Source organism: Enterobacter sp. Crenshaw (genome assembly GCF_024734705.1).
Classification (GTDB): Bacteria; Pseudomonadota; Gammaproteobacteria; order Enterobacterales; family Enterobacteriaceae; genus Enterobacter; species Enterobacter asburiae_B.
The window spans coordinates 2,185,194-2,210,485 of record NZ_CP102932.1 but is presented as its reverse complement, the minus strand read 5'-3'; the positions used below and the strand labels follow the sequence as shown (position 1 = coordinate 2,210,485).

29 protein-coding genes are annotated in these 25,292 nt (G+C 57.5%); 15 read left to right on the top strand and 14 right to left on the bottom strand.

Translation table 11 applies throughout. From position 1 onward, the window contains the following. Positions 1-27 precede the first annotated feature (27 nt). The 4 genes from NWV12_RS10670 (at position 28) to NWV12_RS10655 (ending at position 4,896) form a co-directional block, all read left to right on the top strand. Positions 28-1,680, top strand: a complete 1,653-nt coding sequence (locus NWV12_RS10670; protein ID WP_039262556.1) for an MFS transporter — start codon at positions 28-30, stop codon at positions 1,678-1,680. A gap of 22 nt (positions 1,681-1,702) precedes the next feature. Continuing rightward, on the top strand, positions 1,703-2,785 hold the full coding sequence (locus tag NWV12_RS10665) for an HlyD family secretion protein (protein ID WP_039262559.1): 1,083 nt from the start codon (positions 1,703-1,705) through the stop codon (positions 2,783-2,785). Beyond that, complete coding sequence (locus tag NWV12_RS10660) at positions 2,782-4,161, top strand: efflux transporter outer membrane subunit (RefSeq protein WP_048981077.1); 1,380 nt, start codon at positions 2,782-2,784, stop codon at positions 4,159-4,161. The genes NWV12_RS10665 and NWV12_RS10660 overlap by 4 nt, the downstream gene beginning before the upstream one ends. A 75-nt stretch (positions 4,162-4,236) precedes the next feature. Beyond that, the gene (locus NWV12_RS10655) at positions 4,237-4,896 is read left to right on the top strand and encodes an O-methyltransferase (protein WP_048981078.1); all 660 of its coding nucleotides are present in this window, start codon (positions 4,237-4,239) and stop codon (positions 4,894-4,896) included. 64 nt (positions 4,897-4,960) lie between these two features. Here the strand turns inward: NWV12_RS10655 and hrpA are convergent, their stop codons facing one another. Then, positions 4,961-8,863 (bottom strand): ATP-dependent RNA helicase HrpA, encoded by a 3,903-nt coding sequence (hrpA, locus tag NWV12_RS10650; protein ID WP_048981080.1) that lies wholly within the window; start codon positions 8,861-8,863, stop codon positions 4,961-4,963. 205 nt (positions 8,864-9,068) lie between these two features. Here hrpA and azoR point away from each other — a divergent pair, with 205 nt between their 5' ends. Beyond that, complete coding sequence (gene azoR, locus NWV12_RS10645) at positions 9,069-9,674, top strand: FMN-dependent NADH-azoreductase (protein WP_008502313.1); 606 nt, start codon at positions 9,069-9,071, stop codon at positions 9,672-9,674. A gap of 89 nt (positions 9,675-9,763) precedes the next feature. Then, entirely contained in the window at positions 9,764-10,450 is a 687-nt protein-coding gene (locus NWV12_RS10640; RefSeq protein WP_048981082.1) for an RluA family pseudouridine synthase, read from the top strand. A gap of 7 nt (positions 10,451-10,457) precedes the next feature. Here the strand turns inward: NWV12_RS10640 and NWV12_RS10635 are convergent, their stop codons facing one another. Continuing rightward, positions 10,458-10,997 carry a DUF2058 domain-containing protein gene (locus NWV12_RS10635; protein ID WP_048981084.1) on the bottom strand — a complete coding sequence of 180 codons (540 nt, stop codon included), beginning with the start codon at positions 10,995-10,997 and terminating at the stop codon, positions 10,458-10,460. A gap of 268 nt (positions 10,998-11,265) precedes the next feature. On the opposite strand from NWV12_RS10635, the gene NWV12_RS10630 reads away from it, so the two are divergent. The 5 genes from NWV12_RS10630 (at position 11,266) to NWV12_RS10610 (ending at position 14,734) form a co-directional block, all read left to right on the top strand. Continuing rightward, positions 11,266-11,787 (top strand): DUF2778 domain-containing protein, encoded by a 522-nt coding sequence (locus tag NWV12_RS10630; protein ID WP_033145468.1) that lies wholly within the window; start codon positions 11,266-11,268, stop codon positions 11,785-11,787. After that, positions 11,762-12,037: a hypothetical protein gene (locus NWV12_RS10625; RefSeq protein ID WP_072196664.1), complete on the top strand. Its 276-nt coding sequence runs from the start codon at positions 11,762-11,764 to the stop codon at positions 12,035-12,037. The genes NWV12_RS10630 and NWV12_RS10625 overlap by 26 nt, the downstream gene beginning before the upstream one ends. 3 nt (positions 12,038-12,040) lie before the next feature. Then, the gene (locus NWV12_RS10620; protein WP_023311629.1) at positions 12,041-12,532 is read left to right on the top strand and encodes a type VI secretion system tube protein TssD; all 492 of its coding nucleotides are present in this window, start codon (positions 12,041-12,043) and stop codon (positions 12,530-12,532) included. 175 nt (positions 12,533-12,707) lie between these two features. Then, positions 12,708-13,682: a DUF1852 domain-containing protein gene (locus NWV12_RS10615; protein ID WP_048981085.1), complete on the top strand. Its 975-nt coding sequence runs from the start codon at positions 12,708-12,710 to the stop codon at positions 13,680-13,682. A 23-nt stretch (positions 13,683-13,705) separates the two neighbouring features. Beyond that, positions 13,706-14,734: a methionine synthase gene (locus NWV12_RS10610; RefSeq protein ID WP_023311627.1), complete on the top strand. Its 1,029-nt coding sequence runs from the start codon at positions 13,706-13,708 to the stop codon at positions 14,732-14,734. A gap of 4 nt (positions 14,735-14,738) precedes the next feature. Here NWV12_RS10610 and NWV12_RS10605 read toward each other — a convergent pair whose 3' ends face one another. Then, entirely contained in the window at positions 14,739-15,671 is a 933-nt protein-coding gene (locus NWV12_RS10605; RefSeq protein ID WP_048981087.1) for a LysR family transcriptional regulator, read from the bottom strand. A 95-nt stretch (positions 15,672-15,766) separates the two neighbouring features. Between NWV12_RS10605 and NWV12_RS10600 the strand changes: the two genes are divergently transcribed. Together NWV12_RS10600 and NWV12_RS10595 are read left to right on the top strand one after the other, a co-directional pair. After that, positions 15,767-16,201, top strand: coding sequence for a DMT family transporter (locus NWV12_RS10600; RefSeq protein WP_048981088.1), 435 nt, complete (start codon positions 15,767-15,769; stop codon positions 16,199-16,201). Between the two features lie 4 nt (positions 16,202-16,205). After that, positions 16,206-16,661 carry a DMT family transporter gene (locus tag NWV12_RS10595; protein ID WP_048981089.1) on the top strand — a complete coding sequence of 152 codons (456 nt, stop codon included), beginning with the start codon at positions 16,206-16,208 and terminating at the stop codon, positions 16,659-16,661. Positions 16,662-16,769: 108 nt separating this feature from the next. Here NWV12_RS10595 and NWV12_RS10590 read toward each other — a convergent pair whose 3' ends face one another. The 8 genes from NWV12_RS10590 to NWV12_RS10555 are packed head-to-tail and all read right to left on the bottom strand — an operon-like array spanning position 16,770 to position 22,641. Further along, positions 16,770-17,297 carry a DUF3833 domain-containing protein gene (locus NWV12_RS10590; protein ID WP_048981090.1) on the bottom strand — a complete coding sequence of 176 codons (528 nt, stop codon included), beginning with the start codon at positions 17,295-17,297 and terminating at the stop codon, positions 16,770-16,772. Continuing rightward, entirely contained in the window at positions 17,294-17,815 is a 522-nt protein-coding gene (locus NWV12_RS10585) for a hypothetical protein (RefSeq protein ID WP_047061806.1), read from the bottom strand. The genes NWV12_RS10590 and NWV12_RS10585 overlap by 4 nt, the downstream gene beginning before the upstream one ends. Then, a complete protein-coding gene (locus NWV12_RS10580; protein WP_032657304.1) occupies positions 17,812-18,297 on the bottom strand; it encodes a DUF2878 domain-containing protein in 486 nt (161 codons plus the stop codon). The genes NWV12_RS10585 and NWV12_RS10580 overlap by 4 nt, the downstream gene beginning before the upstream one ends. Beyond that, positions 18,294-19,514: a cyclopropane-fatty-acyl-phospholipid synthase family protein gene (locus tag NWV12_RS10575; RefSeq protein WP_039262577.1), complete on the bottom strand. Its 1,221-nt coding sequence runs from the start codon at positions 19,512-19,514 to the stop codon at positions 18,294-18,296. Before NWV12_RS10575 ends, NWV12_RS10580 begins: the two co-directional genes overlap by 4 nt. After that, positions 19,511-20,233 carry a DUF1365 domain-containing protein gene (locus tag NWV12_RS10570; RefSeq protein ID WP_048981092.1) on the bottom strand — a complete coding sequence of 241 codons (723 nt, stop codon included), beginning with the start codon at positions 20,231-20,233 and terminating at the stop codon, positions 19,511-19,513. The genes NWV12_RS10575 and NWV12_RS10570 overlap by 4 nt, the downstream gene beginning before the upstream one ends. A gap of 1 nt (position 20,234) precedes the next feature. Then, the gene (locus NWV12_RS10565; RefSeq protein ID WP_048981093.1) at positions 20,235-21,494 is read right to left on the bottom strand and encodes an NAD(P)/FAD-dependent oxidoreductase; all 1,260 of its coding nucleotides are present in this window, start codon (positions 21,492-21,494) and stop codon (positions 20,235-20,237) included. Further along, positions 21,491-22,210 (bottom strand): SDR family NAD(P)-dependent oxidoreductase, encoded by a 720-nt coding sequence (locus tag NWV12_RS10560; RefSeq protein ID WP_032657315.1) that lies wholly within the window; start codon positions 22,208-22,210, stop codon positions 21,491-21,493. Before NWV12_RS10560 ends, NWV12_RS10565 begins: the two co-directional genes overlap by 4 nt. Beyond that, positions 22,207-22,641 carry a nuclear transport factor 2 family protein gene (locus tag NWV12_RS10555; RefSeq protein WP_048981095.1) on the bottom strand — a complete coding sequence of 145 codons (435 nt, stop codon included), beginning with the start codon at positions 22,639-22,641 and terminating at the stop codon, positions 22,207-22,209. Before NWV12_RS10555 ends, NWV12_RS10560 begins: the two co-directional genes overlap by 4 nt. A 256-nt stretch (positions 22,642-22,897) precedes the next feature. Between NWV12_RS10555 and NWV12_RS10550 the strand changes: the two genes are divergently transcribed. Together NWV12_RS10550 and NWV12_RS10545 are read left to right on the top strand one after the other, a co-directional pair. Continuing rightward, entirely contained in the window at positions 22,898-23,095 is a 198-nt protein-coding gene (locus NWV12_RS10550; protein WP_023311615.1) for a hypothetical protein, read from the top strand. 1 nt (position 23,096) lies between these two features. Then, on the top strand, positions 23,097-23,885 hold the full coding sequence (locus NWV12_RS10545) for a hypothetical protein (protein WP_048981097.1): 789 nt from the start codon (positions 23,097-23,099) through the stop codon (positions 23,883-23,885). Here the strand turns inward: NWV12_RS10545 and NWV12_RS10540 are convergent. The 3 genes from NWV12_RS10540 to NWV12_RS10530 form a co-directional block, all read right to left on the bottom strand. Beyond that, positions 23,866-24,378 (bottom strand): GNAT family N-acetyltransferase, encoded by a 513-nt coding sequence (locus tag NWV12_RS10540; protein WP_101744549.1) that lies wholly within the window; start codon positions 24,376-24,378, stop codon positions 23,866-23,868. The two genes, NWV12_RS10545 and NWV12_RS10540, sit on opposite strands and share 20 nt — an antisense overlap. An 18-nt stretch (positions 24,379-24,396) precedes the next feature. Then, entirely contained in the window at positions 24,397-24,801 is a 405-nt protein-coding gene (locus tag NWV12_RS10535; RefSeq protein ID WP_048981100.1) for a VOC family protein, read from the bottom strand. A 68-nt stretch (positions 24,802-24,869) separates the two neighbouring features. Next, the gene (locus NWV12_RS10530) at positions 24,870-25,208 is read right to left on the bottom strand and encodes a helix-turn-helix domain-containing protein (protein ID WP_023311611.1); all 339 of its coding nucleotides are present in this window, start codon (positions 25,206-25,208) and stop codon (positions 24,870-24,872) included. Positions 25,209-25,292: the final 84 nt, after the last annotated feature.

Here is a 25,292-nt window from a genome sequence, read left to right as displayed (position 1 = left end):
TCAATTATTTCTAAGGTAAACGACGTTATGCGCCTGCCCGAACGCGACCCTTATGCTCCTCGCGAGTGGCAGCCACATGAGAAACCCGCCCTGCTGGGTTCGCCTTCCACACCCGAGCACAGTACGCCAAAACGCATTGCCTACGGCGTCGTTGGCCTGCTGGTGTGCCTGACGGGAGCGCTGGGAAATGCGGTGGTGACCGCCAACCTGCAAAACCTGCAGGGAACCTTCGGGGCCTGGTCGACCGAAATCGCCTGGCTTCCCGCGGTCTACGTCATGACCAACATCTCCATCAACCTGCTGCTGGTCAAGTTCCGCCAGCAGTACGGTCTGCGCGCCTTCACGGAAGGTTTTCTGGTGCTGTACGTGCTGGTGACCTTTTTCCACCTGTTCGTTAACGATCTCAGCTCGGCGCTGATGGTGCGCGCCGCGCACGGGATGGTGGCCGCCGCGCTCAGCTCGCTGGGGATTTACTATCAGATCCAGGCCTGGCCTGCAAAGCACCGCCTGAAGGCGCTCACCATCGGGATTACCGGGTCGTCGCTCGCCATTCCTCTGGCCCGCCTGTTTTCCACCGAACTGCTGCAGCTGGACGAGTGGCGCGGGCTCTATTTCTTCGAGCTGGGGCTGGCGCTGATCTCCCTGGCCTGCGTGATAGCCTTAAAACTGCCCCCGGGCGACAGGCGCAAGGTTTTTGAGAAAAAAGACTTCATCACCTTCTTTTTAATGGCCCCCGGAATGGCCCTGCTCTGCGCCGTGCTCTCGTTGGGCCGCCTTGACTGGTGGTTCGAGGCGCCGTGGATCGGCTGGTCGCTGGCGCTATCGCTGGTGCTGATTGTGGCCGCCATCGTCTTTGAACATAACCGCGCCAACCCGCTGCTGAACACCCGCTGGCTGTCGAGCGGCAGCATCGTCCGTCTGGGGCTCATCATGCTGCTGATCCGTATCGTGCTGGCAGAGCAAAACACCGGGGTCATCGGCTGGCTGCAGTACGTGGGGTTACAGAACGAGCAGATGACCCACCTGGCGTGGTCCATTTTCGCCGGGATCGTCTGCGGGATTGTCACCAGTTGCCTCACGATTAAGCCGACCAAACTGGCGTGGCCAATCATCACCTCCCTGGCGCTGATGATTGTTGCCTCGCTGCTGGACAGCCAGTCCAACAACCTGACCCGGCCGGATCAGCTGATGCTGAGCCAGTTTCTGCTGGGCTTCGGCAGCGCCTTCTTCCTGGCGCCCGCCATGCTGGCCGCCATTGGCGGGGTGATCGCCGACCCGCGCAACCTGGTCAGCTTCTCGGTGATGTTCGGCATGAGTCAGAACCTCGGCGGCCTGCTGGGTTCCGCGATCCTCGGAACCTTCCAGACCTGGCGCGAGAAGTACCACTCCAGCCTGCTGGCGGACCAGCTCACCACGCTCAATCCGCTGGTCAACGAGCGTATCCAGCTTTACACCCAGATGTACCGGAGCCTGATTGGCGACAGTTCGCTGCTGGGAACGCAGGCGATCACGCAGCTGCAAACGGTGACGACGCTTGAGGCGAATATTCTGGCTTACAACGATACTTATCTGCTGACGGCGGGCATCGCTGCCGCCACGCTGGTCTGGATTTTATGGCGCTTGCTGCGCCTGCGCATCACTGCCCGTATGGCGCTTAAGAACGCCACCGGCAATAAATAATTGAAATATTTCTGGAGAGTTTATGAGTCAGCAGGATGCCGCTAAAGAGCAGGCCAACACCCGCAAAAATGTGCGCATTGTTTCCGTTTTCACCGCCGCTGCCATCGGTATTGTCGGCGTGCTGGTGATCCTTTATGCGTGGCAGCTGCCGCCGTTCACCCGCCACGCGCAGTTTACCGACAACGCCTACGTGCGCGGTCAGACGACGTTCATCAGCCCCCAGGTGAATGGCTATATCACCGAGGTGAAGGTTCAGGACTTTGTGCAGGTTAAAAAAGGCGACCTGCTGCTGCAGATTGATGACCGTATCTATCGTCAGCGCGTGCATCAGGCCGAGGCACAGCTGGCGATGAAAATTGCCGCGCTCAATAACAACCTGCAGCAGCGTAAAAGCGCCGAAGCGACGATCGCCAAAAACGACGCGGCGCTGAAAAATGCCCGCGCCCAGAGCCTGAAAACCCAGGCGGATTTAAAGCGCGTGAAGGATTTGACGGCGGACGGCTCGCTTTCCATTCGCGAGCGCGACGCGGCGCTGGCCAGCGCGGCCCAGGGCAGCGCCGACATCGAGCAGGCCAAAGCCTTGCTTGAGATGTCGCGTCAGGATCTGCAGACGGTAATTGTGAACCGCGGCGCGCTGGAGGCGGATGTCGAAAATGCGAAAGCGGCGCTGGAGCTGGCGCAGATAGACCTGCAAAACACCCGCATAATCGCCCCGCGCGACGGCCAGCTCGGCCAGATTGCCGTGCGTCTCGGGGCGTACGTGACCGCCGGGACCCACCTCACCACGCTGGTTCCGCCGCAGCACTGGGTGATCGCCAATATTAAAGAGACCCAGCTCGCGGAGCTGCGCGTCGGCCAGCCTGTCAAATTCACCGTCGATGCCCTGAACAACAAAGCCTATCAGGGCCGCGTGGAGAGCATCTCGCCGGCAACCGGAGTTGAATTCAGCGCCATCACGCCGGACAACGCCACCGGCAACTTTGTCAAAATCGCCCAGCGTATTCCGGTGCGCATCGAGGTGCTCGGCAAGCCTGAGGAGTCCGCTCTGCTGCGTCCGGGCATGTCGGTGCAGGTGACCATTGATACGCGGGAGGGCAAACAATGACCCTTCGCCCGATAGCCGGTCTGGTGCTGGCGGTAATGCTCACCGGATGCCAGTCCGTCGACGTAAAACCGGCGCAGCCAACGCTGCAAATCCCCGCCCAGTGGCGTGCTGACGCCGGTCCTGCCAGCCCGGCGGAGCAGCTCTGGTGGCGCAATTTTCATGACAACAACCTCAACCGCTACGTGGATCGGGCGCTAAAGAACAACAGCGACGTGCTGATCGCCCGCGAACGGATTAACGAGTATCAGGCGCGGGTCTTTGCGGCCGACGGCAGCCTGTTTCCGTCACTTGACGCGGGCGTAACGGGGACGCGCGCCCGTTCGCAATCCGCCGCGACCGGGCTGCCGGTCTACGGCACGCTGTACAGAGGTAGCCTGACGGCGAGCTATGACGTAGATATCTGGGGCGTCAACCGCAGCACAGCCAGTGCCGCCGAAGCCTCGCTGGAGGCGCAAAAAGCCGCCGCCGCCGCCGCGGATTTGACCGTCGCGTCTTCCGTTGCGTCCGGGTATGTCACCCTGCTCTCGCTTGACGAACAGCTGCGCGTGACCGAATCCACGCTGAAATCACGCGAAGAGGCATTTAACCTCGCGAAACGTCAGTTTGAGACGGGCTACAGCTCGCGTCTGGAGCTGATGCAGTCGGATTCCGAGCTCCGCTCAACGCGAGCGCAGGTTCCCGTGCTGCAGCATCAGATTGCACAGCAGGAGAACGCCCTCAGCCTGCTGCTGGGAAGCAATCCCGGCGCGGTAGCGCGCAGCGAAAGCTTTGAGGCGCTAACGCCGCTGACGCTGCCGTCACAGCTGCCTTCTACGCTCCTGAACCGTCGGCCGGATATCGTTCAGGCCGAACGCCAGCTGGTTGCGGCAGACGCCTCGCTTGCCGCGTCGCGCGCGAGCCTGCTGCCGTCGATCAACCTGACCGCGACAGGATCGATACAGGATCGCTCCCTGTCCGGTCTGCTGGACAACCCGCTACAGCTCTGGAGCGTCGGGGGCAGTATTCTCGCCCCGCTGCTGAACCGCCAGGCGCTGAATGCGCAGGTGGATATTTCCCAGTCCCAGCGTAACCAGGCGCTGTACGCCTATGAAAAAACCGTGCGTAACGCGTTTGCTGAAGTGAACAACAGCCTTGATGCTATTACGCGCTATCAGGAACAGCTGACGGAGCTGCTTGCCCAGCAGGAGGTGGCGCAGGAGACGCTGCGCATTGCGCAGAACCGCAATCGCAACGGCTACTCCTCCTATCTGGACGTGCTGGACGCGCAGCGCACGCTGTACTCGGTGCAGACCAGCGTGGTGCAGGTAAAAAATAATCTGCTGCTGGCGCAGATCGATTTGTACAGGGCGCTGGGCGGCGGCTGGAAGAACGCATGAACCACCTTGCGCGCTGATGCCCTCACCCCGACCCTCTCCCACAGGGAGAGGGAGAAAAATCCAGGGAGTCAATCTATGCAACAACAATGGTCTGCAGTAGATAATTACATGATTTCTTCGCTTATCCCTGATGATGACGTACTTGATCAGGTACTGGAAAACAACAAGCGCGCCGGGCTACCCGAACACGATGTTGCGGCCAATCAGGGGCAGCTGCTGGCGCTGTTCGTGCGCATGACCCAGGCAAGACGCATTCTTGAGATCGGTACGCTGGGCGCCTTTAGCTCAATCTGGATGGCGCGCGCCCTGCCGCCGGACGGAAAGCTGATTACGCTCGAGGCGGACCCGACGCATGCCGGTGTGGCCCGCCAGAATATTCACCTCGCGGGGCTAAACGATCGCATTGAACTGATTGAAGGCCCGGCGCTGAGCTCGCTGGAGAATTTCGGTGACGTTCCGCCGTTCGACCTGATCTTTATTGATGCCGATAAGCCAAACAATCCCGGCTATCTGGAGTGGGCGCTGCACTATTCACGTCCCGGCACGATAATCATTGGCGATAACGTGGTGCGCGATGGCGAAGTGATTAACGGGCAAAGCGACGACGCGCGCGTGCTGGGGGTGCGGCGTTTTATCGAAATGATTGGGGATAACCCGCGCCTAACCGCCACCGCGCTGCAAACGGTGGGGGTTAAGGGATGGGATGGGTTTACGCTGGCAATAGTGAACGGGTGAAAATTGTGCGGCCTGATGCCCTCACCCCGACCCTCTCCCACAGGGAGAGGGAGAAAACCGGGTTTTAAGCGGAAATCTGCTCCATCGCCTGCAGGATACGCTTATCCGAAATCGGATACGGCGTACCGAGCTGCTGGGCAAAGAAGCTGACGCGCAGCTCCTCGATCATCCAGCGGATCGCCTGCACGTCTTCATCGTCGCGGCGCGCCGGCGGCAGCTTGTTTAACCACTGCTGCCACGCCTGCTGCACGCTCTCCACTTTCAGCATCTGCGCGCGATCGCGGTGCGGGTCGATAGCCATTTTTTCCAGACGTTTTTCAATCGCCTGCAGATAACGCAGCGTATCGCCCAGACGCTTAAAGCCGTTGCCGGTGACAAAGCCGCGATAGACCAGCCCCGCCATCTGCGCCTTCACGTCCGACAGCCCCAGCGCCATGGTCATATCCACGCGCCCCTTCAGGCGCTTGTTGATATTGAACACGGCGGTGAGGATCTGCTCGACCTGTTTGGCTATCTCCACCACGGTGTCGTTCAGCTCTGCGCGCACCTTTTCATGAAGCTGAGCAAAGCCCTCTTCCGTCCAGACCGGACCGCCCGCCTCGTGGATCAGCTTGTCCACGCCGCAGGAGATGCAGTCGTCAATCAGATCCAGCACCTTGCCGTACGGGTTAAAGTACAGCCCGAGCTTGGCTTTGTTCGGCAGCTTCTCGTGCAGATACTTAATCGGCGACGGGATGTTGAGCAGCAGCAGGCGACGCAGCCCGCGCCACATCATCTGCTGCTGTTCCTGCGGATTATCAAACAGCTTGATCGCCACGCTGTCGCGCTCGTCCACCAGCGCCGGCCAGGCTTTGACCTTATAGTTACCGCGCTTCTGCTCGTAGCTTTCCGGAAGCTGACCGAAGCTCCAGATATGCAGCCCGCTCTGCTCGATACCGTCGTCCGCCACCGCAGACAGCGTTTCCTGAACTTTGCCTTTCAGCGCCTCTTTCAGCTCGCTCAGGGAGCGCCCTTCCAGCAGCTTTTTGTTTTTATCATCCACCACGCGGAAGCTGATTTTCAGGTGATCGGGCACCTGATCCCAGTTCCAGTCTTCGCGGTCGATGGTGGTGCCGGTCATGCGGCGGAATTCACGCTCCAGCGCGTCCAGCAGCGGCAGCTCCAGCGGCGTGACGCGGCCTAAAAACGCTTCCGCATAGTTTGGCGCAGGCACAAAGTTACGGCGCACCGGTTTCGGCAGGGATTTGATCAGCGCAATCACCAGCTCGCGGCGCAGGCCGGGGATTTGCCACTCAAACCCGCCCTCATCGACCTGGTTTAACAGCGGCAGCGGAATATGAACTGTCACGCCGTCCGCGTCGGCACCCGGTTCAAACTGATACGTCAGACGCAGCTTGAGGTTGCCCTGATGCCAGAAGTTCGGGTAGTCGAGCTTGCTGACCGACTCCGCCCCCTCTTTAATCAGCATGCTCTTTTCGAAGTTGAGCAGGTCAGGCGTCTCTTTGCTGGCTTTCTTCCACCAGCTGTCAAAATGGCGAGCGGAAATAACCTCGTGGCTGATACGCTGGTCGTAAAACTCAAACAGCGCCTCGTCGTCCACCAGAATGTCGCGGCGGCGGGACTTGTGCTCAAGCTCCTCCACTTCCGCGCGCAGCTTCAGGTTTTCGCGGAAGAAGGCGTGGCGCGTCTGCCAGTCACCCTCCACCAGCGCGTGACGGATAAACAGCTCGCGGCTGAGCGCCGGGTCAATCTGGCTGTAGTTGACCTTACGCGCGGCGACCACCGGCAGGCCGTAAACGGTCACTTTTTCGGTCGCCATTACCGCTCCCTGCGCGCGCTCCCAGTGCGGTTCGCTGTACGATCGTTTCAGCAGGTGCTGAGCCACCGGCTCCACCCATTCCGGATCGATACGCGCGGCAATGCGTCCCCACAGGCGGCTGGTTTCCACCAGCTCCGCGACCATGGTCCACTTCGGCGGCTTCTTGAACAGGCCGGAACCGGGGAAGATGGAGAAACGGGCGTTACGCGCGCCGGTATACTCCTGCTTTTCAGCATCCTTCATCCCAATGTGGGACAGCAGGCCGGTCAGCAGCGCGATATGAATTTCGCGGTACTCCGCCGGCTCGCTGTTAACCGGAATGCCCAGCTCTTTTACCACCTGGCGCAGCTGGGTGTAGATATCCTGCCACTCGCGCACGCGCAGGTAGTTGAGGAAATCCACGCGGCACTGGCGGCGGAACTGGTTCGAGGAGAGCGCTTTCTGCTGCTCGCCGAGATAGTTCCACAGGTTTACGAAGGCGAGGAAGTCGGACTCTTTGTCGTGGAAGCGACGGTGCTTTTCGTCAGACGCCTGCTGTTTGTCCATCGGACGCTCGCGCGGGTCCTGAATGGAGAGCGCCGAGGTAATGATCATCGCCTCGCGCACGCAGCCGTGCTTCTGCGCTTCCAGCACCATACGGGCCAGACGCGGATCCACCGGCAGCTGGCTTAGCTGGCGGCCCAGCGGCGTCAGCTTGTAGACCGTCGCCTGCTCGTCGGTGGTAATGGCGCCGAGTTCTTCCAGCAGACGCACGCCGTCCTGAATGTTGCGTTTGTCCGGCGCTTCGACGAACGGGAACGCCGCGATGTCGCCCAGCCCCAGCGCGGTCATCTGCAGGATAACGGACGCCAGGTTGGTGCGCAGAATTTCCGGGTCGGTAAACTCCGGACGCGACAGGAAATCATCTTCCGAATAGAGACGAATACAGATCCCTTCCGACACGCGGCCGCAGCGGCCCTTACGCTGGTTCGCGGACGCCTGGGAGACGGGCTCAATCGGCAGCCGCTGGACCTTCGTGCGGTAGCTGTAGCGGCTGATGCGCGCCGTGCCCGGGTCGATCACGTATTTGATCCCCGGCACGGTCAGCGAGGTTTCCGCCACGTTGGTCGCCAGCACGATGCGTCGCCCGCCGTGCGGCTGGAATACGCGGTTCTGCTCGCTGTTTGACAGGCGCGCGTAAAGCGGCAGGATCTCCGTATGGCGCAGGTCGCGCTTGCTGAGCGCATCGGCGGTATCGCGGATTTCGCGCTCGCCGCTCATGAAGATCAGGATGTCGCCCGCGCTTTCGTTGCCCAGCTCGTCAACGGCGTCGAAGATAGCCTGCAGCTGGTCGCGCTCGGTATCGTCCGCCTCTTCCACAATCGGGCGATAGCGCACTTCAACCGGATACGTGCGTCCTGACACCTCGATAATCGGCGCATTGTTGAAATGCTTCGAGAAGCGCTCAGGGTCGATGGTCGCGGAGGTGATGATGATTTTCAGATCCGGGCGACGCGGCAGCAGCTCTTTCAGATAGCCGAGCAGGAAGTCGATGTTCAGGCTGCGCTCGTGCGCTTCGTCAATGATGATGGTGTCGTACTGCATCAGCAGACGATCCTGCTGGATTTCCGCCAGCAGAATACCGTCGGTCATCAGCTTGACCATGGTGTTATCGCTAACGTGGTCGCTGAATCGCACCTTGTAACCGATGCAGCCGCCCGGCTCCGTCTGCAGCTCTTCGGCAATACGGTTCGCCACGGTGCGCGCCGCCAGTCGACGCGGCTGGGTGTGGCCAATAAGCCCTTTTAGCCCGCGCCCCAGCTCCATACAGATTTTCGGCAGCTGGGTGGTTTTCCCCGAGCCGGTTTCCCCCGCGACAATCACCACCTGGTGGTCGCGGACGGCCTCAAGGATGTCCTGTTTTTTCTGGCTGACGGGCAGGTTTTCCGGGTAGGTAATTGCCGGACGCGCGGCTTCGCGCAGCACAACTTTCCCTGCCGCCTGTTCAATCTCTTTCGCCATCTCCTGGTAAATGGCCTGTTGTGCATCAGGATTTTTAACCTTCTTCACACCGTGCAGACGGCGGGCAAAGCGCTGTTTATCGCGCAGCATCAGAGAATCAAGCTGTTGCAGGAGCATCGGGAAGGTTAATTTTTGTTGTTCTGTCATAGCGTTAAAGGGCAGTACACGCCCTGATAAACTCTCTTTTTAATGATTGCTATAGAGTACCACATTGACGTCTTTCGCGCCTTATTCAAAAAATTCGAACATAGGCTTCGATATATTGCGCTATCTCTGTGGCAGGATTGTGAATAGAGTGTCAACAAGCAACGGGGCAACCCCCTTCAATCAAATGCAACAACAGGAATCACCCATGAGCAAAGTATTAGTTTTGAAATCCAGTATTCTGGCAGGGTACTCTCAGTCTGGTCAGCTGTCTGATTACTTCGTTGAACAGTGGCGTGAACAGCATTCCGCTGACGAAATCACCGTGCGTGACCTGGCTGCAAACCCAATTCCTGTGCTGGACGGCGAGCTGGTTGGCGCGCTGCGCCCAAGCGATGCACCGCTGTCTCCACGTCAGCAGGAAGCCCTGGCCCTGTCCGACGAGCTGATTGCTGAGCTGCAGGCGCACGACGTTATCGTCATCAACGCCCCAATGTACAACTTCAACATCCCTACCCAGCTGAAGAACTACTTCGACCTGGTGGCGCGCGCTGGCGTAACCTTCCGTTACACCGAGAACGGCCCTGAAGGTCTGGTGAAAGGTAAACGTGCGATCGTCCTGACCAGCCGTGGCGGTATCCATAAAGACACCCCAACCGACCTGGTTGCGCCGTACCTGAGCCTGTTCCTGGGCTTCATCGGCATCACTGACGTGAACTTCGTGTTCGCTGAAGGTATCGCTTACGGTCCGGAAGTGGCAACCAAAGCGCAGACCGATGCGAAAGCCGCCATCGACAGCCTGGTAGCAGCCTAAGATTTTGCCCTCTCACCGCCTGGTGGGAGGGTTTTTCTTTTCCCCGCATTTCGTTATCATCCGCTCCCACTCTCAAGCCGGGCGGCCTGATGTCTGCGATTATTGATTCTTTTATTGCCCCACCGTGTCACGACGACATTCAGATCCTCTGGCAGGATGAACATCTGCTGCTGATCGATAAGCCTTCCGGTCTGCTCAGCCTCTCGGGCAAAAATCCGCAAAACCTTGATTCCGTCCATTATCGTCTGGTCCAGACGTACCCCGGCTGCACGCTGGTACACCGTCTGGATTTCGGCACGTCCGGGCTGATGGTGGTTGCGCGCAATAAGGCCATCAACGCGGCGCTGTGCCAGCAGTTCAGCCAGCGCAGCGTGGAGAAGATCTACAGCGCCCTGCTTTGCGGCCATGTGGAAAACGACGAGGGAATAATAGACGCGCCAATTGCCAAAGACCCGGCGCTGTTCCCGCTGATGTCGATTTGCGCCATCAACGGAAAACCCGCCCGCTCCCGCTATCGGGTGGTGGAACGGTTTTATCAGGGTACGGGACTGCCGTTAACGCGGGTGATACTTACGCCGGAGACCGGGCGAACCCATCAGCTGCGTATTCACTGTCAGCAGCTGGGGCACCCGATTCTGGGCTGCGATCTGTATGGCGGTCTTGAAGCGCCGGGGGCGGAGAAAACGCCCCGGCTGATGCTGCATGCAAGCGAACTGAATTTTATTCATCCCGTGAGCGGAGAGCCGGTTAACGCCCGTCACGCCGCCCCGTTCTGAATGCGGTTTACCACATCAAATCGTCAGGGATTTTGAAGTCCGCGTACGGATCGTCTTCGTCCTGCTCTTCCTGGCTGAGCGCGCTGTTTAACACGATGCTCTCGGCATCGCGCTGGGCAATTTTATCGGCCACCACCGCCGGAATAATCGCGTATTCACAGTCGCCGCTGGCGTTGATGACCAGACGGGCAATCGCCAGACGGCCGTTAATCAGCTGAGCCTGGGTTTGCTTGTCGACGTCGATTTTTTTGATCAGATTGCCGTCGGTGAAGTTAAAGGTGATGTTGCCTTTCGCCACGGTGATGCGGTTCATCTCAATCAGCTGCTTCACCTGCGCTTTAAACTCTTTCGCCAGCACGGCCTGCTTCTGCTGCTCGCTCAGCAGCTTGTCGCGCTCGATCTGCGCTTTCTTGTTCTCTTCTACCGCTTCCCGAGCCTCGCGCGCCTGAACGCGTGATTTCTTTGCCGTGCGCTGCACTTTTGCCGCTTTTTTGCTGCTGACCAGGCCCGCTTTCAGCATCTGCTCTTGTAAGGTGAGTTTTGTCATGATTGTTTCTAAACCGGTTGGAAATTTTGGGGATTATAGCGGGAATTACGGAGAGTGTGCCAGAGAAGTAGGCATGGCGCTTTGTTGCATGGGGCTTGTTTATTATTTATTCAGCGTTTACTAACGTTACAGCCGCAAGAGTGATTAAAAATTGTCAGGTCATTTTCTTAAAAAAAATCAGCAACTCATAAATATGATGTGAGTTGAATATCTGTACCGGCTTCAGGCGTAGGCTGCTTTTCTCTTATTAAAAGAGTAAGGAGAAAATATGGCCTTAAAAGGAACAATGCTGCTTAACGATGCTGACTATGCGCCTTTTAACCTGCACGGCGTTGGTGTGTTTATGGCCCATTCCGGGCAGGGAATTTACAGAAACAATGGATTATGTGGTGCTGTTAAAGGCTCAGGTCCAATTCCCCCTGGGAAATACTGGATTGTTGACAGAGGGACTGGAGGTTTCTTTTCAGGTTTAAAAGCGAAGGTTCAGGATCGGTGGAACAAGGTTAGATCCGGGGCAGAATTTGGCCGCGATGAGTGGTTTGCTTTATACAAGGATGACTGGGGTATCGATGATGGCACCTGGATTGATAACGTCTATCGGGGTTTGTTTCGGCTGCATCCGGGTACGCTATCTGAGGGATGTATCACGATTGCCCATGATTCTGATTACGCATTGATCCGCAATGCTCTGATGAGTACGGAACTTATTCAGGTTCCCTGTATGCGTTCACTGATGGCACGCGGCTGGGTTGAGGTGATTGAAAGTGGCTACACCAACACTTGTCCGTAAATGGGGCATCAGGCTATTCAAAACGGTTTGGTTTCTATGCATCAGCATTATAGTAGGCCGCATATTGGGACCCGCTGAACGCTATCTTGATCATGATGTGGCCTCATCTATATGTGATTTTATTTATGGCGACGTGAATGCTGAAACAATATATGACACATATACCAATATCGATATTTTAATCGTACTGACCCTCGCCACGGTTATTTATCGCTTAACAACACTGCTACTCAAGAAAATAAGGAAATAAAGAATGCCAATTCCTCCCTACATGTGGCTAAAAGACGATGGTGGAGCAGATATTAAAGGTTCCGTTGATGTTCAGGACCGTGAAGGTAGCATTGAAATCATAGGGCTGAGTCATGGCCTTAACCTACCGGTAGACAGCGCTAACGGCAAGATCACCGGCACGCGTCAACACTCATCCATGCGGATTGAAAAGGAAGTTGATAGCTCCACGCCGTATCTCTATAAAGCAGCCTCTACCGGTCAGGCGCTTAAAAGCGCTGAAATCAAGTTCTATCATATCAATGATGCCGGACAGGAAGTCTGTTATTACACCGTCTTGATGGAGAACGTAAAGGTTACGGGTGTTAACTGCAGCGTGCCGAACGTGAAGATCGCTGCCAACAATAAAATGAACCATGTTGAAAGCGTAAGTCTGCAGTACGAAAAAATCACCTGGCGCATTGTCGACGGCAACATCATGCACAGTGACGCCTGGAACGAACGTCCTACAGCATAACGCTACGGGGCGCGATGCCCCTTACTCTTCCTATCCCAGCATGTGCGCGCAACACTGTTCATGAACTTCGCTCATGTTGCATTGAAATTAAGTCACTTCCCCTGCGCCGCGGGCTCAGGCATAAATTATGCATCGGTAACTTCTTAGCAACATGAACTTAGGATGCATAACCACAATGAGCAAAGCTTTCACATATACCCTTAAGCGCAGTTGCTTCGATGAGAATTACAACCCGTCAGAAAATACGCGTACGACCACCAACTTTGCCAACCTGGCGCGCGGGGAAAAACGTCAGGAAAACTTGCGCAATACGCTGGTGATGATCAACAACCGCTTTAACGCCCTGGCGCGCTGGGATAACCCAAACGCCGATCGCTACGCGGTTGAGCTGGAAATCATCTCTGTCGACTTGAACATTGGCGCGGAAAAACCGTTCCCGGCCATTGAGATATTGCAAACCACGATTGTCGACAAAAAAAATAACCTGCGTATCCCTGGCATCGTCGGAAATAACTTCTCTTCTTACGTGCGGGATTATGATTTCAGCGTGCGCCTGCTGGAACACAACAAGAACCAGCAGCACTTCAGCATTCCGGAAAAGTTTGGCGAACTGCACGGCAATATTTTCCGCCACTTTGTGAGCTCGCCGGAATACAAAGAGAACTTCAGCAAGGGTCCGGTGATCTGCCTGAGCGTCTCCAGCAAAGACACCTATCGCCGCAACGGTAACCAGCACCCGGTACTGGGCATTGAATATCAGCCGGATGGCGAGTCGCTGACGGAACAGTACTTCGCGAAGATGGGCCTGCAGGTTCGCTATTTCATGCCGGAAAACAGCGTGGCGCCTTTCGCGTTCTTCTTTACAGGGGATTTGCTGAGTGACTACACCGATCTGGAGCTGATTGCCACCATCAGCACGATGGAGACGTTCCAGAAAATCTATCGCCCGGAAATTTATAACGCAAACTCGGCGGCGGGACTGTGCTACCGACCGGATCTGAACCAGCAGGATCACTCCTTAACCAAAATTGTTTATGACCGGGAAGAGCGAAGCCGACTGGCGATTGAACAGGGTCGCTTTACCGAAGCGTACTTTATTAAGCCTTACCAACACATTCTTGAGCAGTGGTCTGATAACTACACGCTTTAATTCATCAAAAAAGGTCTTTTATTATGAAAACATTGCTCCCGACTTCTACGGCTGGCAGCCTGCCTAAGCCGACCTGGCTTGCACAACCTGAAACGCTGTGGTCACCCTGGAAATTACAGGATCAGGAACTCCTGGCGGGTAAACAGGACGCGCTGCGCCTGTCTCTGGATGAGCAGATCCGCGCGGGTATCGATATCGTCAGCGACGGAGAACAGACCCGCCAGCACTTCGTCACCACCTTTATTGAACACCTGAGCGGCGTGGATTTTGAAAATCGCCAGACGGTGCGCATTCGTAACCGCTACGACGCCAGCGTGCCGACCGTGGTTTCAGCCGTTGCGCGTCAGAAACCGGTATTCGTGGACGATGCGAAATACCTGCGTCAGCTCACGGACAAGCCGATCAAATGGGCCCTGCCCGGGCCGATGACCATGATCGACACCCTTTACGACGCGCACTATAAAAGCCGCGAAAAGCTGGCCTGGGAATTCGCCAAAATCCTCAATCAGGAAGCGCGTGAGTTAGAGGCCGCGGGCGTGGATATTATCCAGTTTGATGAACCGGCATTTAACGTCTTTTTTGACGAGGTGAACGACTGGGGTATCGCCGCGCTGGAGCGCGCCATTGAAGGGCTGAAGTGCGAAACCGCGGTACACATCTGCTACGGCTACGGCATCAAAGCCAATACCGACTGGAAAAAGACGCTCGGCTCAGAGTGGCGCCAGTACGAAGAGGCCTTCCCTAAGCTGCAGACCTCTAATATCGACATTATCTCCCTGGAGTGCCACAACTCCCGCGTGCCGATGGATCTGCTGGAGCTGATCCGCGGTAAAAAGGTGATGGTCGGCGCGATTGATGTGGCAACCAACGCCGTTGAAACGCCGGAGGAAGTCGCCGATACGCTGCGTAAAGCGCTTCAGTTCGTCGATGCCGACAAGCTTTACCCGTCAACCAACTGCGGCATGGCTCCGCTTTCACGTCAGGTGGCTAACGGCAAGCTGAAAGCGCTCAGCGCCGGCGCAGAGATTATCCGCAAGGAGCTCGGCGCGTAATCCCTTACGTTTGCCAGTAGAGCGGCGTACCGAAAAACGCCACGTAATAATCAATCACCGCCCTGACGTTCAGGGGCGGATGACGTGCGTTAGGATAGATCGCCGCAATATTGAGTTGCTCCGTGTTGATGGCGCACGCCATTTCCGGCAAAAGGGCGACCAGCTCCCCCCGCTTCAGCCTGTCGCCAATCAGCCAGTCCGGAAACAGGACGATCCCCATCCCACCCAGCGCGGCAATAAGCAGCGACTCCGCATTATTGGACGTCATCAGCGGCGCGACGGGATAATGCACCCAATTCTCCCCTTTGCGCCGCACGAGCCAGCGGTTAGGCCCGGACGAACCGCGATAGACCAGACATTTGTGCTGGCTCAGTTCGGTCGGGTCGGCCGGGACGCCGTGCTGACGCAGATACGCGGGCGACGCGGCGAGGTGGTAGCGCTGCTGCCCAAAAACACGGGCGTGGAACGTCGAATCCGTCAGCGTGCCGATGCGGAAGATGAGATCGGCGGCATCCCGGTGCGGGTCGATAAAGTCATCGGTCAGCGTCAGCTCAATGGTTAACCGTGGATAACGCTCGGCCAGACCTGCCAGTCCGGGCGCAACGTGTCTCTGTCCAAAAAATACCGGCCCATTTATGCGGACCGTGCCGGAGGGTTCGGTCGAACGTTCATCCAGCTCACGACGCGCCTCTTCGAAGTTATCGACCATCGCCCGGGCATAGCGGATAAACAGATGCCCGCTTTCCGTGGGGATCACTGCCCGGGTATTGCGATAGAACAGCTGCTGGCCGAGCGCGTCCTCAAGCTGATGAACAATGCGCGACACCTGCGAGGCAGAGATTCCCTCTCGTCGCGCGACGACGGAAAAGTTCTGCGTTTCATAGACGGCAATAAACAGCAGCAGTGAGCGAAGGTTCATGCTTCCGGCATCTGACATTAATGCATTTCCTGCAAAGGTGTTTCCTGCATTATGGCATTTTTCTCACTGGTCTACCGACGTAATCTTCTTCGCCTGAAAACGGAGGAAGCGTAATGCAGTTTGTTTTGATTTTACTGGTGATTGCCGGCGGGATGGGCCTCTCCGTCGAGGCGGGGCTACTGGGGCCATTAGGGGGAGAAGTGGGCGATTTATGGGCGACGTTCAGCATTTTTGGCGTCGGCGCCGCGCTGACGTTTCTGCTGATGCTGTTTTTCAGCCCGCGTAACAGCCCGTCGTTTTTCGCCCAGCCCGGCTGGCAGCTGCTCGGCGGCGTGCTTGGCCCTGTTTACGTGGTCATTCTGACGATCGCCACGCCGACCATCGGCATCGCTCTGACGATGATTGGCATTCTGGCTGGTCAGGTTTTTAAAAGCCTGATCATTGACCACTTTGGCCTGCTGGGTACGCCGCACAGGAAGATAAACGCAAAACGTATCGTGGCGCTGGTTTTTATTATTGCGGCACTGGTACTGGTCGCGCAGAGGTGATGATATGACGCTGATAATGATTCTTCTGGCCGTCTGCGGCGGCGCAACGCTGAGCATTCAGGCCGCGATTAACGGGCAGCTCGGCAGCAATGTCGGGGTATTTAAAAGCGCGTTTCTGACGTTTTCCGTCGGCGCGCTGATAACCGCCCTGCTCATTTTCTTCTTTGAACCGAAGCAGGCGGTCACGCTGCTGGACGTGCCGAAATGGCAGCTCCTCGGGGCGATGTTCGGCGTGCCTTACATTGTGATCATGGTCGTGGCGGTGCAGCGCATCGGCACCGCCGTCGCCACGGTGGCGGTGATATTCGGCCAGCTCGCCATGAGTATGTTGATTGATAACTTTGGCTGGCTGGGCAATCCCGCCATTCCGTTTTCACCGAGCCGTCTGAGCGCGGTGGTGTGCCTGGGGATTGCCCTGGCCTTTATATACTCGGGAAGCAAATCCCGCGCCGAAAGCTAAAAAATATTGAGGAACATAGAGTGTACCGAATGACCACAGCCGCCCTATGTTCCCCTCACCCTAACCCTCTCCCCATAGGGGCGAGGGGATAGTTCACTGCTCGCATCATCACTCTTTACGGGTAAAGAACAGCGTCACCGTGGCGACGGTGACGCCAAATTTCTTCATCTCAGTTTTGTTAAACAGATGCGTCTCATCCTGCAAATACATCCAGTCGTCGAAGTTCAGTAGCCAGGTGCTGCCGTTGGCCTTCACGTTCATGCTGTAATGCCAGTTAAAGGCGTTGCCTGCAGCCTGCCCCGTGGCAACCCCTTCAATGTCCCCTGCCGTTCCCTCGTAGCGATCGTGCCCCACGCGGCGTATATGCCAGACCCGCTGCTGTTTCTCGCCATCGTCGTAGACGAAGTGCTCGTTGAGCGTCAGCGTATCGCCGATAACATCCCCGGCAATCTCAACGTGGAAACGGCGGATCTGCTTGCCGCTGCGATCCTGCACCATCCCCCACGCTTCGGTTTTGCCCTGGAAGTAGTGAAAGATATCAAGCCGCGGCTGCTGCTGGCGATACTCGGCCACCTCAGTGCTACAGCCCGCCAGCAGCATCGTGAATGCCAGCGCCATCATCAGGATACGTTTCATTTTTGGCCTCCGATTAACTGCTGACGCAGCTCAGGATATTGCGTGCGGGGATCGAGCCAGATGGCCAGAAAACGGGTGCTGAACGCTTCCGACTGGCGCGCTCCGAGTGGAATAAAGGATGTTTGCGCCGCTGACGCGCGATACCAGAACTGCCCCTGCTTATCGTTGAGAACAAACGCCAGCTGTGAGCCCGGGCGGACATCCGGCCAAAGGGACTGGAGCATCCGCAGCCAGGCTTCGCTTTGCGGCTCCTGGGCCAGGATCCCCTGCGCCTGCCACTGGTCGCGGGTCGCCTCAACCAGTTCATCGCGATCGATGTCGCGCGCATAGGTAATAATGAGCGCCTGATCCTGATCCCGGCTGTAACGGCCGTCCGGGGTGCGCAGCTGGGAGGTGTAGACGGTGAAAGGTCCCCAGGTGAGCGTGGCGTCACCCACCTTCCGCCAGGCAAGCCAGTCGGCGGCCTGGGCAACCGGAACAACCAGCGTCAGCCAAAGCAGCAAAACCACAGATCTCATTTTTGTCTCCCCATCAGCAGGTGGAAAAACAGCATCAGTACCAGCCAGCCCGGCGCCATCCAGCTCACGACGATAAAGGTCGGCTCCAGAAACGTGATGCCCCCCAGCCGCTCGCCGAACAGGTAGGCCACCGGCCCGCCCACGGCGGCCAGCAGGGTCAGCAGCCAGCCGGGTAGCGTGGTGGTGCGCGTCAGCTGCGTCCAGACCGTGGCGAACATCAGCCACAGTGCCACCATCCATAACGGCATCAGGGACTCGCCCGTAAAGGCAATCAGCCCGGTCAGGGCCCAGAGTGCATCCAGCAAACTGCCCGCCGCGGCCAGCCCAATGGCGTAAAAACGGTAAGCAGGCGGCAAGAGCAGGCACGCCAGGATCGCCAGCGCAAGCCAGATAATCAGGCCCTGTTCGCGAAAGAGCACCACCAGCGCCCAGTAGAGATCGAACGCGACGGCGAGCAGGAAGACCTGAAGGTAACGTCTCATACGCGCTCGGCGGTCAGCTGCACCACGCTGATGGTGCGAGCGTTAAACCCGGCCTCACAGTAGCCAAAGTAGTACAGCCACATGCGGCGGAACCGCTCATCGAAGCCGAGCTTTTCAATCTCCTGCCAGGCGTGGACAAAGCGCTGCCGCCAGTGGGCCAGCGTGCGGGCGTAGTCGGGGCCCATGTCGAAAAGATTGCGCACCACGAAATCGGTGTGGCGCGTCATCAGCTCGTTCATCGCGGTGATGCTCGGCAGGAAGCCGCCGGGAAAAATGTAGCGCTGGATAAAATCGACGCTTTTGCTGTAGTCGCGATAGCGCTGGTCCTGAATGGTAATGGCCTGAATCGCCATCCGTCCTCCCGGGCGCAGCCGCGCCTGGCAGGTGCGGAAGAACGTGGGCAGATAGCGTTGCCCGACGGCTTCAATCATCTCGATTGAGACCAGCTTGTCGTACTGTCCGGTGAGGTCGCGATAGTCGCAGAGCAGTACCTCAACGCGATCCTGCAACCCCGCGCGGGCGATCCGCTCTGTCGCCCAGCTATATTGCTCCTGCGACAGCGTGGTGGTCGTCACCCGACAGCCGTAATGACGCGCCGCGTATTCCGCCATCGCGCCCCAGCCGGTGCCAATTTCCAGCAGGTGGTCACCCGGGCTTAGCGCCAGCTGGTCACACAGGCGCGCCATTTTGGCCTGCTGGGCCGCCGTCAGATCCTGCTCGTCAGCGGTAAATAGCGCGCTGGAATAGAGCAGCTCTTGATCCAGAAAATGGGCGTAAAAGGTATTGCCCAGATCGTAATGGGCGGCAATATTTTCGCGCGCCTGCATGCGGGAGTTACGCCGCGTCCAGTGGCGTATCCGCTCCAGCGGCCTGCCGAGCAGACGGAACCCGTTTTCCAGACGGCCAAGCACCTCGCCGTTTATCGCGAGCAGCTCCAGAAGCGGCGTAAGGTGCGCAGTTTCCCATTCGCCGTCCATCCAGGCTTCTGCTGCAGCAAGGCTCCCGCCTGTTAACACGCGCCAGTAGACGCCGGGCGTGAGGATCTGCACGTCGGCGTGCAGCGCGGAGGATGTCTCGCCAAAATGAAAGGTCTGCGCCCCTTCACGCAGCGTGAGCGAGCCGCCGCGGATACCGCTTAACAGACGAAACAGCAGCCATCGCGCGATGCGGACGTTGCGCGGAATATCGGGTTCTAACGCAAAGACGGGATCGGTCATGAGCGTTCACTCCTGCTGACGGGATGGTTATACAGCGGCACGCGCTTGAGCCACAGGCGCAGCGCCTGCCAGTAAATGGCAAAAACGGTTTTCAGGGTCATGAGCGGAATGCGCAGCAACAGCGAGCGCAGCGCGGAGCGCGTCAAAGGCTCCCGGCGCAGCGCCAGCGTGGCGTCAAAAACCTTCGCTTCCTGATGATTTTCAATGTGCATATGCAGCGTGTTATCCGGGTCGTTAAAGCGCCAGTGGTAGATCATGTCCATCGGGTTGAAGGGGGAAACGTGAAACGCTTTTTCCGTCGGCTGCGCATCCTGTCCGTTGACGGCATAGTAATGACGTTCATTCCACGGCGTGTTGCGGACCTCCGCCAGAACCCAGCGCAGCGTTCCCTTCCCGTCGTAGCAGTAGTAAAAGTTGACCGGATTGAAATGAAAGCCGAAATAGCGCAGCTGCGTCAGGAGCATCACCCGCCCGTCCGGACGTTCCCCGGTCAGGCTCTCCAGCCTGCTGAGCACGTTCTCTTTAAGCGGCGTGCCGAGCGGATAGTCAGCGTCGTGGAACGATGCGCCGGCAAAGCGATTGCGCCGCACGCCGACTGACGGCAGCAGCGGCAGTTCATCGAGATCCAGCCAGGCCATAAAGACGCTGTAGCTGAATTCATGGGTTTTCGGCTGAAGGCGGCGGTGGCGTAATACGCCGTGGTAGAGGCAGCTGTTCATCTCAGTTCCCCTCTCCGGCCGCTATCGCGTTGACCACGTCCAGCGCGCTGCGCACGCCATCTTCATGAAAGCCGTTGTACCACCAGGCACCGCAGTACCAGCTCCGGTTATGACCGTTGATCTCGCCGCGCCGCGCCTGCGCCCGCCAGCTTTGCGGGTTAAACAGCGGATGTTCATAGACAAAGCGTTGCAGAACGAAGCGTTCATCCACCGGCGCGTCCGGGTTGAGGGTAACGCAGAATAGCGGACTGCCCGCAGGGAGCCCCTGCAGGATGTTCATGTTGTAGGTGACGCAGGCGCTGGCCTGCTCGTGAGCGCTCAGGCGGTAGTTCCAGCTGGCCCACGCGCGCCGCCGCTCCGGCAGCCAGCGCGGATCGCTGTGTAAAACGACCTCGTTGCGCTGCCAGCCGATATCGCCGAGCACCTCGCGCTCTGCGGGCGTCGGGTCATCAAGCATCGCCAGAGCGCTGGCGGAGTGGCAGGCAAAAATCACCCGATCGAAGGTATGGCTGCCGTTTTCAAGCTGAAGCGTAACCCCGTGCTCGTGGCGGCTCACCCGCTGCACCGGAGAATTGAGATGCAGATTCAGACGGTCGCCCAGCTTGTCGAGCATGGCGCGGATATACTCCCGCGAGCCGCCCGGCACCACGTACCACTGCGGGCGCTGGGTGATATCCAGCAGCCCGTGGTTCTGGAAGAAACGTAAGAAAAGCGGCAGCGGGAAACGCTTCATCTCCTGCAGCGACGAGGACCAGATGGCGGCCCCCATCGGCAGAATGTAGTGGCGCGCAAAAAACGGCGTGAAGCCGTGCTGTTCCAGAAACGTTTGCAGCGTGGCGTTCGGGTCCACCTCCCCGTCCAGCGCCTGTTTCGCCAGACGATTGAAGCGGACGATCTCCCCGAGCAGCCGCCAGAATGCCGGATTCACCAGGTTTCGGCGCTGGGCAAACAGCGACGTCAGGGTGTGTCCGTTGTACTCCAGCCCCGTCGCCGGGTTGTGCACCGAAAAGCTCATCTGCGTTTTTTGTCCGCTGATGCCCAGCTCGCTGAGGAGGCCCATAAAGCGCGGATAGGTGCGATCGTTGTAAACGATAAACCCGGTATCGATCGCGTAGGTACCCTGTGGCGTCGGGACGTCAACCGTTGCGGTATGGCCGCCGGGCGTGGCGCCCGCTTCAAACAGGGTCACCTGATGGTGCCCGGCCAGGCGCCAGGCGCAGGTCAGCCCGGCGATGCCGCTGCCGATAATCGCAATGTTCATGAACGCACCATCCTGCGCAGCAGCGCGCGCTGAAGAAACGCAGGCAGCCCGGAGAGCAACCGCAAAATAAAGCCAAACCCGTCAGGAAACGCGATATGCATTTTCCCTGCCGCCAGCCCGGTACGGATCGCCTTGACCGCCTCGTCGACGCTCACCCTGCCCGGCATGGCAAAGTCGTTTTTGCGCGTCAGCGGCGTATCAACAAAGCCCGGGGAGACCACCGTGACGGCAATTCCTTTTGGCTCCCAGTCCAGGCGCAAACTCTCGGCAAACCAGCTCAGGGCCGCTTTGGACGCGCCGTAGGCCTCTGCCCGTGGGAAAGGCAGCCAGTGGGCCATGGAACTCACCAGCACCACGCGGTTGCCAGCCGTCAGCTGGGGCTGCAGCGCGTCAAGACAGTTCACCGGGCCGAGGAAATTTGTCGCCATAACCCGCTCCACCAGCGCCGCATCCACCACGCCTCCATCGAGATATTCGCAGGTACCGGCGCAGAGAATAATCAGATCGGCGTAGCTGCCGGTCAGCGCCTGGCGACAGGCATCCCTGTCTGTCATATCGAACAGGCGAACGGTGAGATTGGGGCAGGTCTGATGCAGCGCTTCGAGGCGCGCCGGATCGCGTCCGCAGGCAATCACGTGGTAGCCGTCTGCGGCAAAGGATTTCGCCAGCCCGGCGCCAATGCCTGAGCTTGCACCGGTGATCAGCACCGTTTTCATGATTTGACCCTCCGCTTCACGCCGCGTACCGCCCAGCCCAGCAGAGGAAGATGTTCGTAGATCATCTCTCCCGCATCGTAGTAGTCGCGCTGGTGCGTGATGAGATCGTTTTCCGTGTTCACCACCGAACACCCCGGCAGTTCGAGCGGCTCTCCACCGGCAATGCGCGGATGCGACCAGTGCATTACCCAGGTCACAGCAAACCGGTTTCCGCTGCACAGCGGCGTATCGATGGTAAAACGGCAATGCTCGACGTTGGCCAGCAGATGGGTGAAATAGCGCTGAAGCGCGAAAATCCCGTCATGCTCGCCAAACGGATCGATAAGCGTGGCATTCGAATGGTAAAGCCCCACCAGCGCGGACGGCGGCTGGCTATCCAGTGCGGCGTAGTACTCAACAAACCGACTCACGACAGAGGGCAAAGTGCTCATGGGTCACATCCTGGCTGTAAACAACGTGGCGTAATCGCATACTTAAAACTTACACAATTAACGTTATTTGTCCAAGTTTGTGAGGATTTATTTTTTATTTTAACTATATATCAATAACTTAATAACATTAAAAAAGTGAGTTTTGTAGACCGGGTAAGGAGTGGCCGCCACCCGACTTTAACTTTCAGGATTTCCTTAAGGCAAACTCGCCGGTCTTCTTCCAGGCTTATCCTTTTTATTCATAAGGATGCCTGACATGAAACGTTTCTTTCTCTCCCTTTTCTCCAGCCCGGAATCCTTACTGCAGGTGATGAGCCAGCAGGAAATCATAGAAGCCGTCGAAGATGGCGATCGCATCATTATCGACCAGGACGGGAACGCCTCGGTGAACTACAAAAGCAACGAGGTGCGGCAGGATTTTCTGCGTCACGTCAACATGCTAAAGAGGGCCTGATATGGGAACGGCGATATTTATGGTGCTGATGGTATGCGGGTACTGGTACACCAGCCGCGATCTGTCGACCCGCTTTAAAATCAAGCGCTCCTTTGGCTGGGACGTCTATTTTCTTGTGGCGCTGTACGGCTGTATTTTCGTTCTGCAGGGCGTGATTGCCACCGGTCTGCTCTGGCTGCTCCTGCTCGCTCTTTCTGCAGCCAACAACGCTTTTCACTTTGCCTCGCCGAAATATACCGACTGGCAAATCGACTTTATGAACTGGAGCTTTTTAGGCATTCAGGCGCCGGTGGTCGTGATGCTGGGGTTTGCCATCCTGTTTTGCCTCTACCGCTCTAACTGGGCAGGCAGCGCCAGGCTGGACGGCGAAAGCCGGAAAAAGCTCTATAAACGTCTGGCGCAGTCGAGCGGTATTGAACAGCTGCTGTATCAGTGTATGGAGCAAGGGGAACTGGCGCAGGTCACGCTGCGGTCGAGGCGGATTTACGTCGGCATGATCCACACCGCGACGCTGGAATATGAAAAAACGGCCAATATCGTGCTGATCCCGATGTTAAGCGGGTACAGAGATGCGAAGACGATGAACTTTCGCATCGAGAATAACTACAGCAAGTGGTATGCGGAGCATGACATCACGCTCGACTCCGAGCCCCGCAGCGCCATGTCATTCCGGAAGGTGATTTTACTCAATCAGATTGAGAGCCTCTCGCTGTTCGATCCCGCCAGCGCCAGCGCGCTATCGCTGGCACAGCGCGACGAGAGCTCTCGCTCTAAAGAGACATCCCCATAATTCTGAGAATGCTCTGCTGTGAAGCGGTTTCGAAAAGGACGTTCTTAACGCAGAGCATGCCCTGCTTCTGGTAGAACCGGTACGCTCCCGCGTTCTGCTCAAGCACTTCCAGCCAGAGATAGTCTTTTCCCCTGCTCCGGGCCATGTCGGTGATGCTGTTGAACATCACCTGGCCATAGTTCTTGCCGGTCTCGGCGGGATCGAGGTAGAGCTTGTTGAGGAGAACGCCCTTCTTGTCCGTTTCCGGGAGCAGGGCTTCCCAGGTCACTTTCATGAACCCCACGGGCCGATCGGTCTCGGCAACATGCCAGGAAATAGCGTTCTCTTTCAGGCTCTGTTCCAGTACGGAAAGCGCGTACTCGCCGTCAAGAAAATCCTTCATCTCTGCGTCTGACACCCACAGATGCTGAAAATGGGCGGGATAGATTCGGTATCCCAGCTCGCTTAAGAGCGCGGCATCGGCACGGGTGGCCTGTCGAATTCGAAGCGTCATGGAAAATCTCCCTGGTAATCACCCGCGTTGGGCATTTTGGTAGAGATCCCAGCGGTTGCCGTAAATATCTTCAAACACCACTACCGTACCGTAATCTTCCTCACGAGGTTCTTCGCAGAAATGGACGCCCTTGTCTTTCATGGCACGGTAATCGCGCCAAAAATCGTCCGTCTGAAGGAAGAGGAAAACTCTGCCGCCGCATTGATTGCCGATAAAGCTTTCCTGCCGCTCGTTAGAAGCGCGAGCCAGCAAAATGTTGCAGTCACTTTCCGGGTTGGGTGAGACGACCACCCAGCGTTTACCCGGTTGAGGCGTATCCTCTACGAGGGTAAACCCCAGCTTTTCGGTGTAGTATTCAATGGCGCGATCGTAGTCATCAACCACAATAGCCACGCAGCCAAGGCATCGCTTCTGTGTTCTCATTTTTCGTTTCCTTTGCATAAATGGGTTACGGGCAACGCTATCCCATTGCAGCGTGCTGGCCGCCGGGTTTACTGGCTTGCGTAAGCCTCGCGCTTTTCTGCCCATTTCAGCATGGCATCAAGCGCCGGACATAATGCCTGCCCCCAATCGGTGAGGCGATACTCCACTTTCGGTGGCACTTGCGGGTAGACCATCCGCGAAACGATACCATCGGATTCAAGTTGCCTGAGCTGCTGCGCCAGCATCTTCTGGGAAATACCGGGGATCAGTTTTTCGAAATCTGAGTAGCGCTGCACTTTTCCGTCGAAAAGATGAAAAAGAATAATTAATTTCCAGCGGCCTTCCAGCAGCCGTAACACTTGCTCCACGCCGCTCGCGGCAGATTCCGGACTATATAACTTACTCATAATTCAGTAGCTCACTTTTTCGTGCGTACTTGTCAATTTCTCAGTCTATGTTGAATATACCTGTACTGTAAATAACGGGAGTGC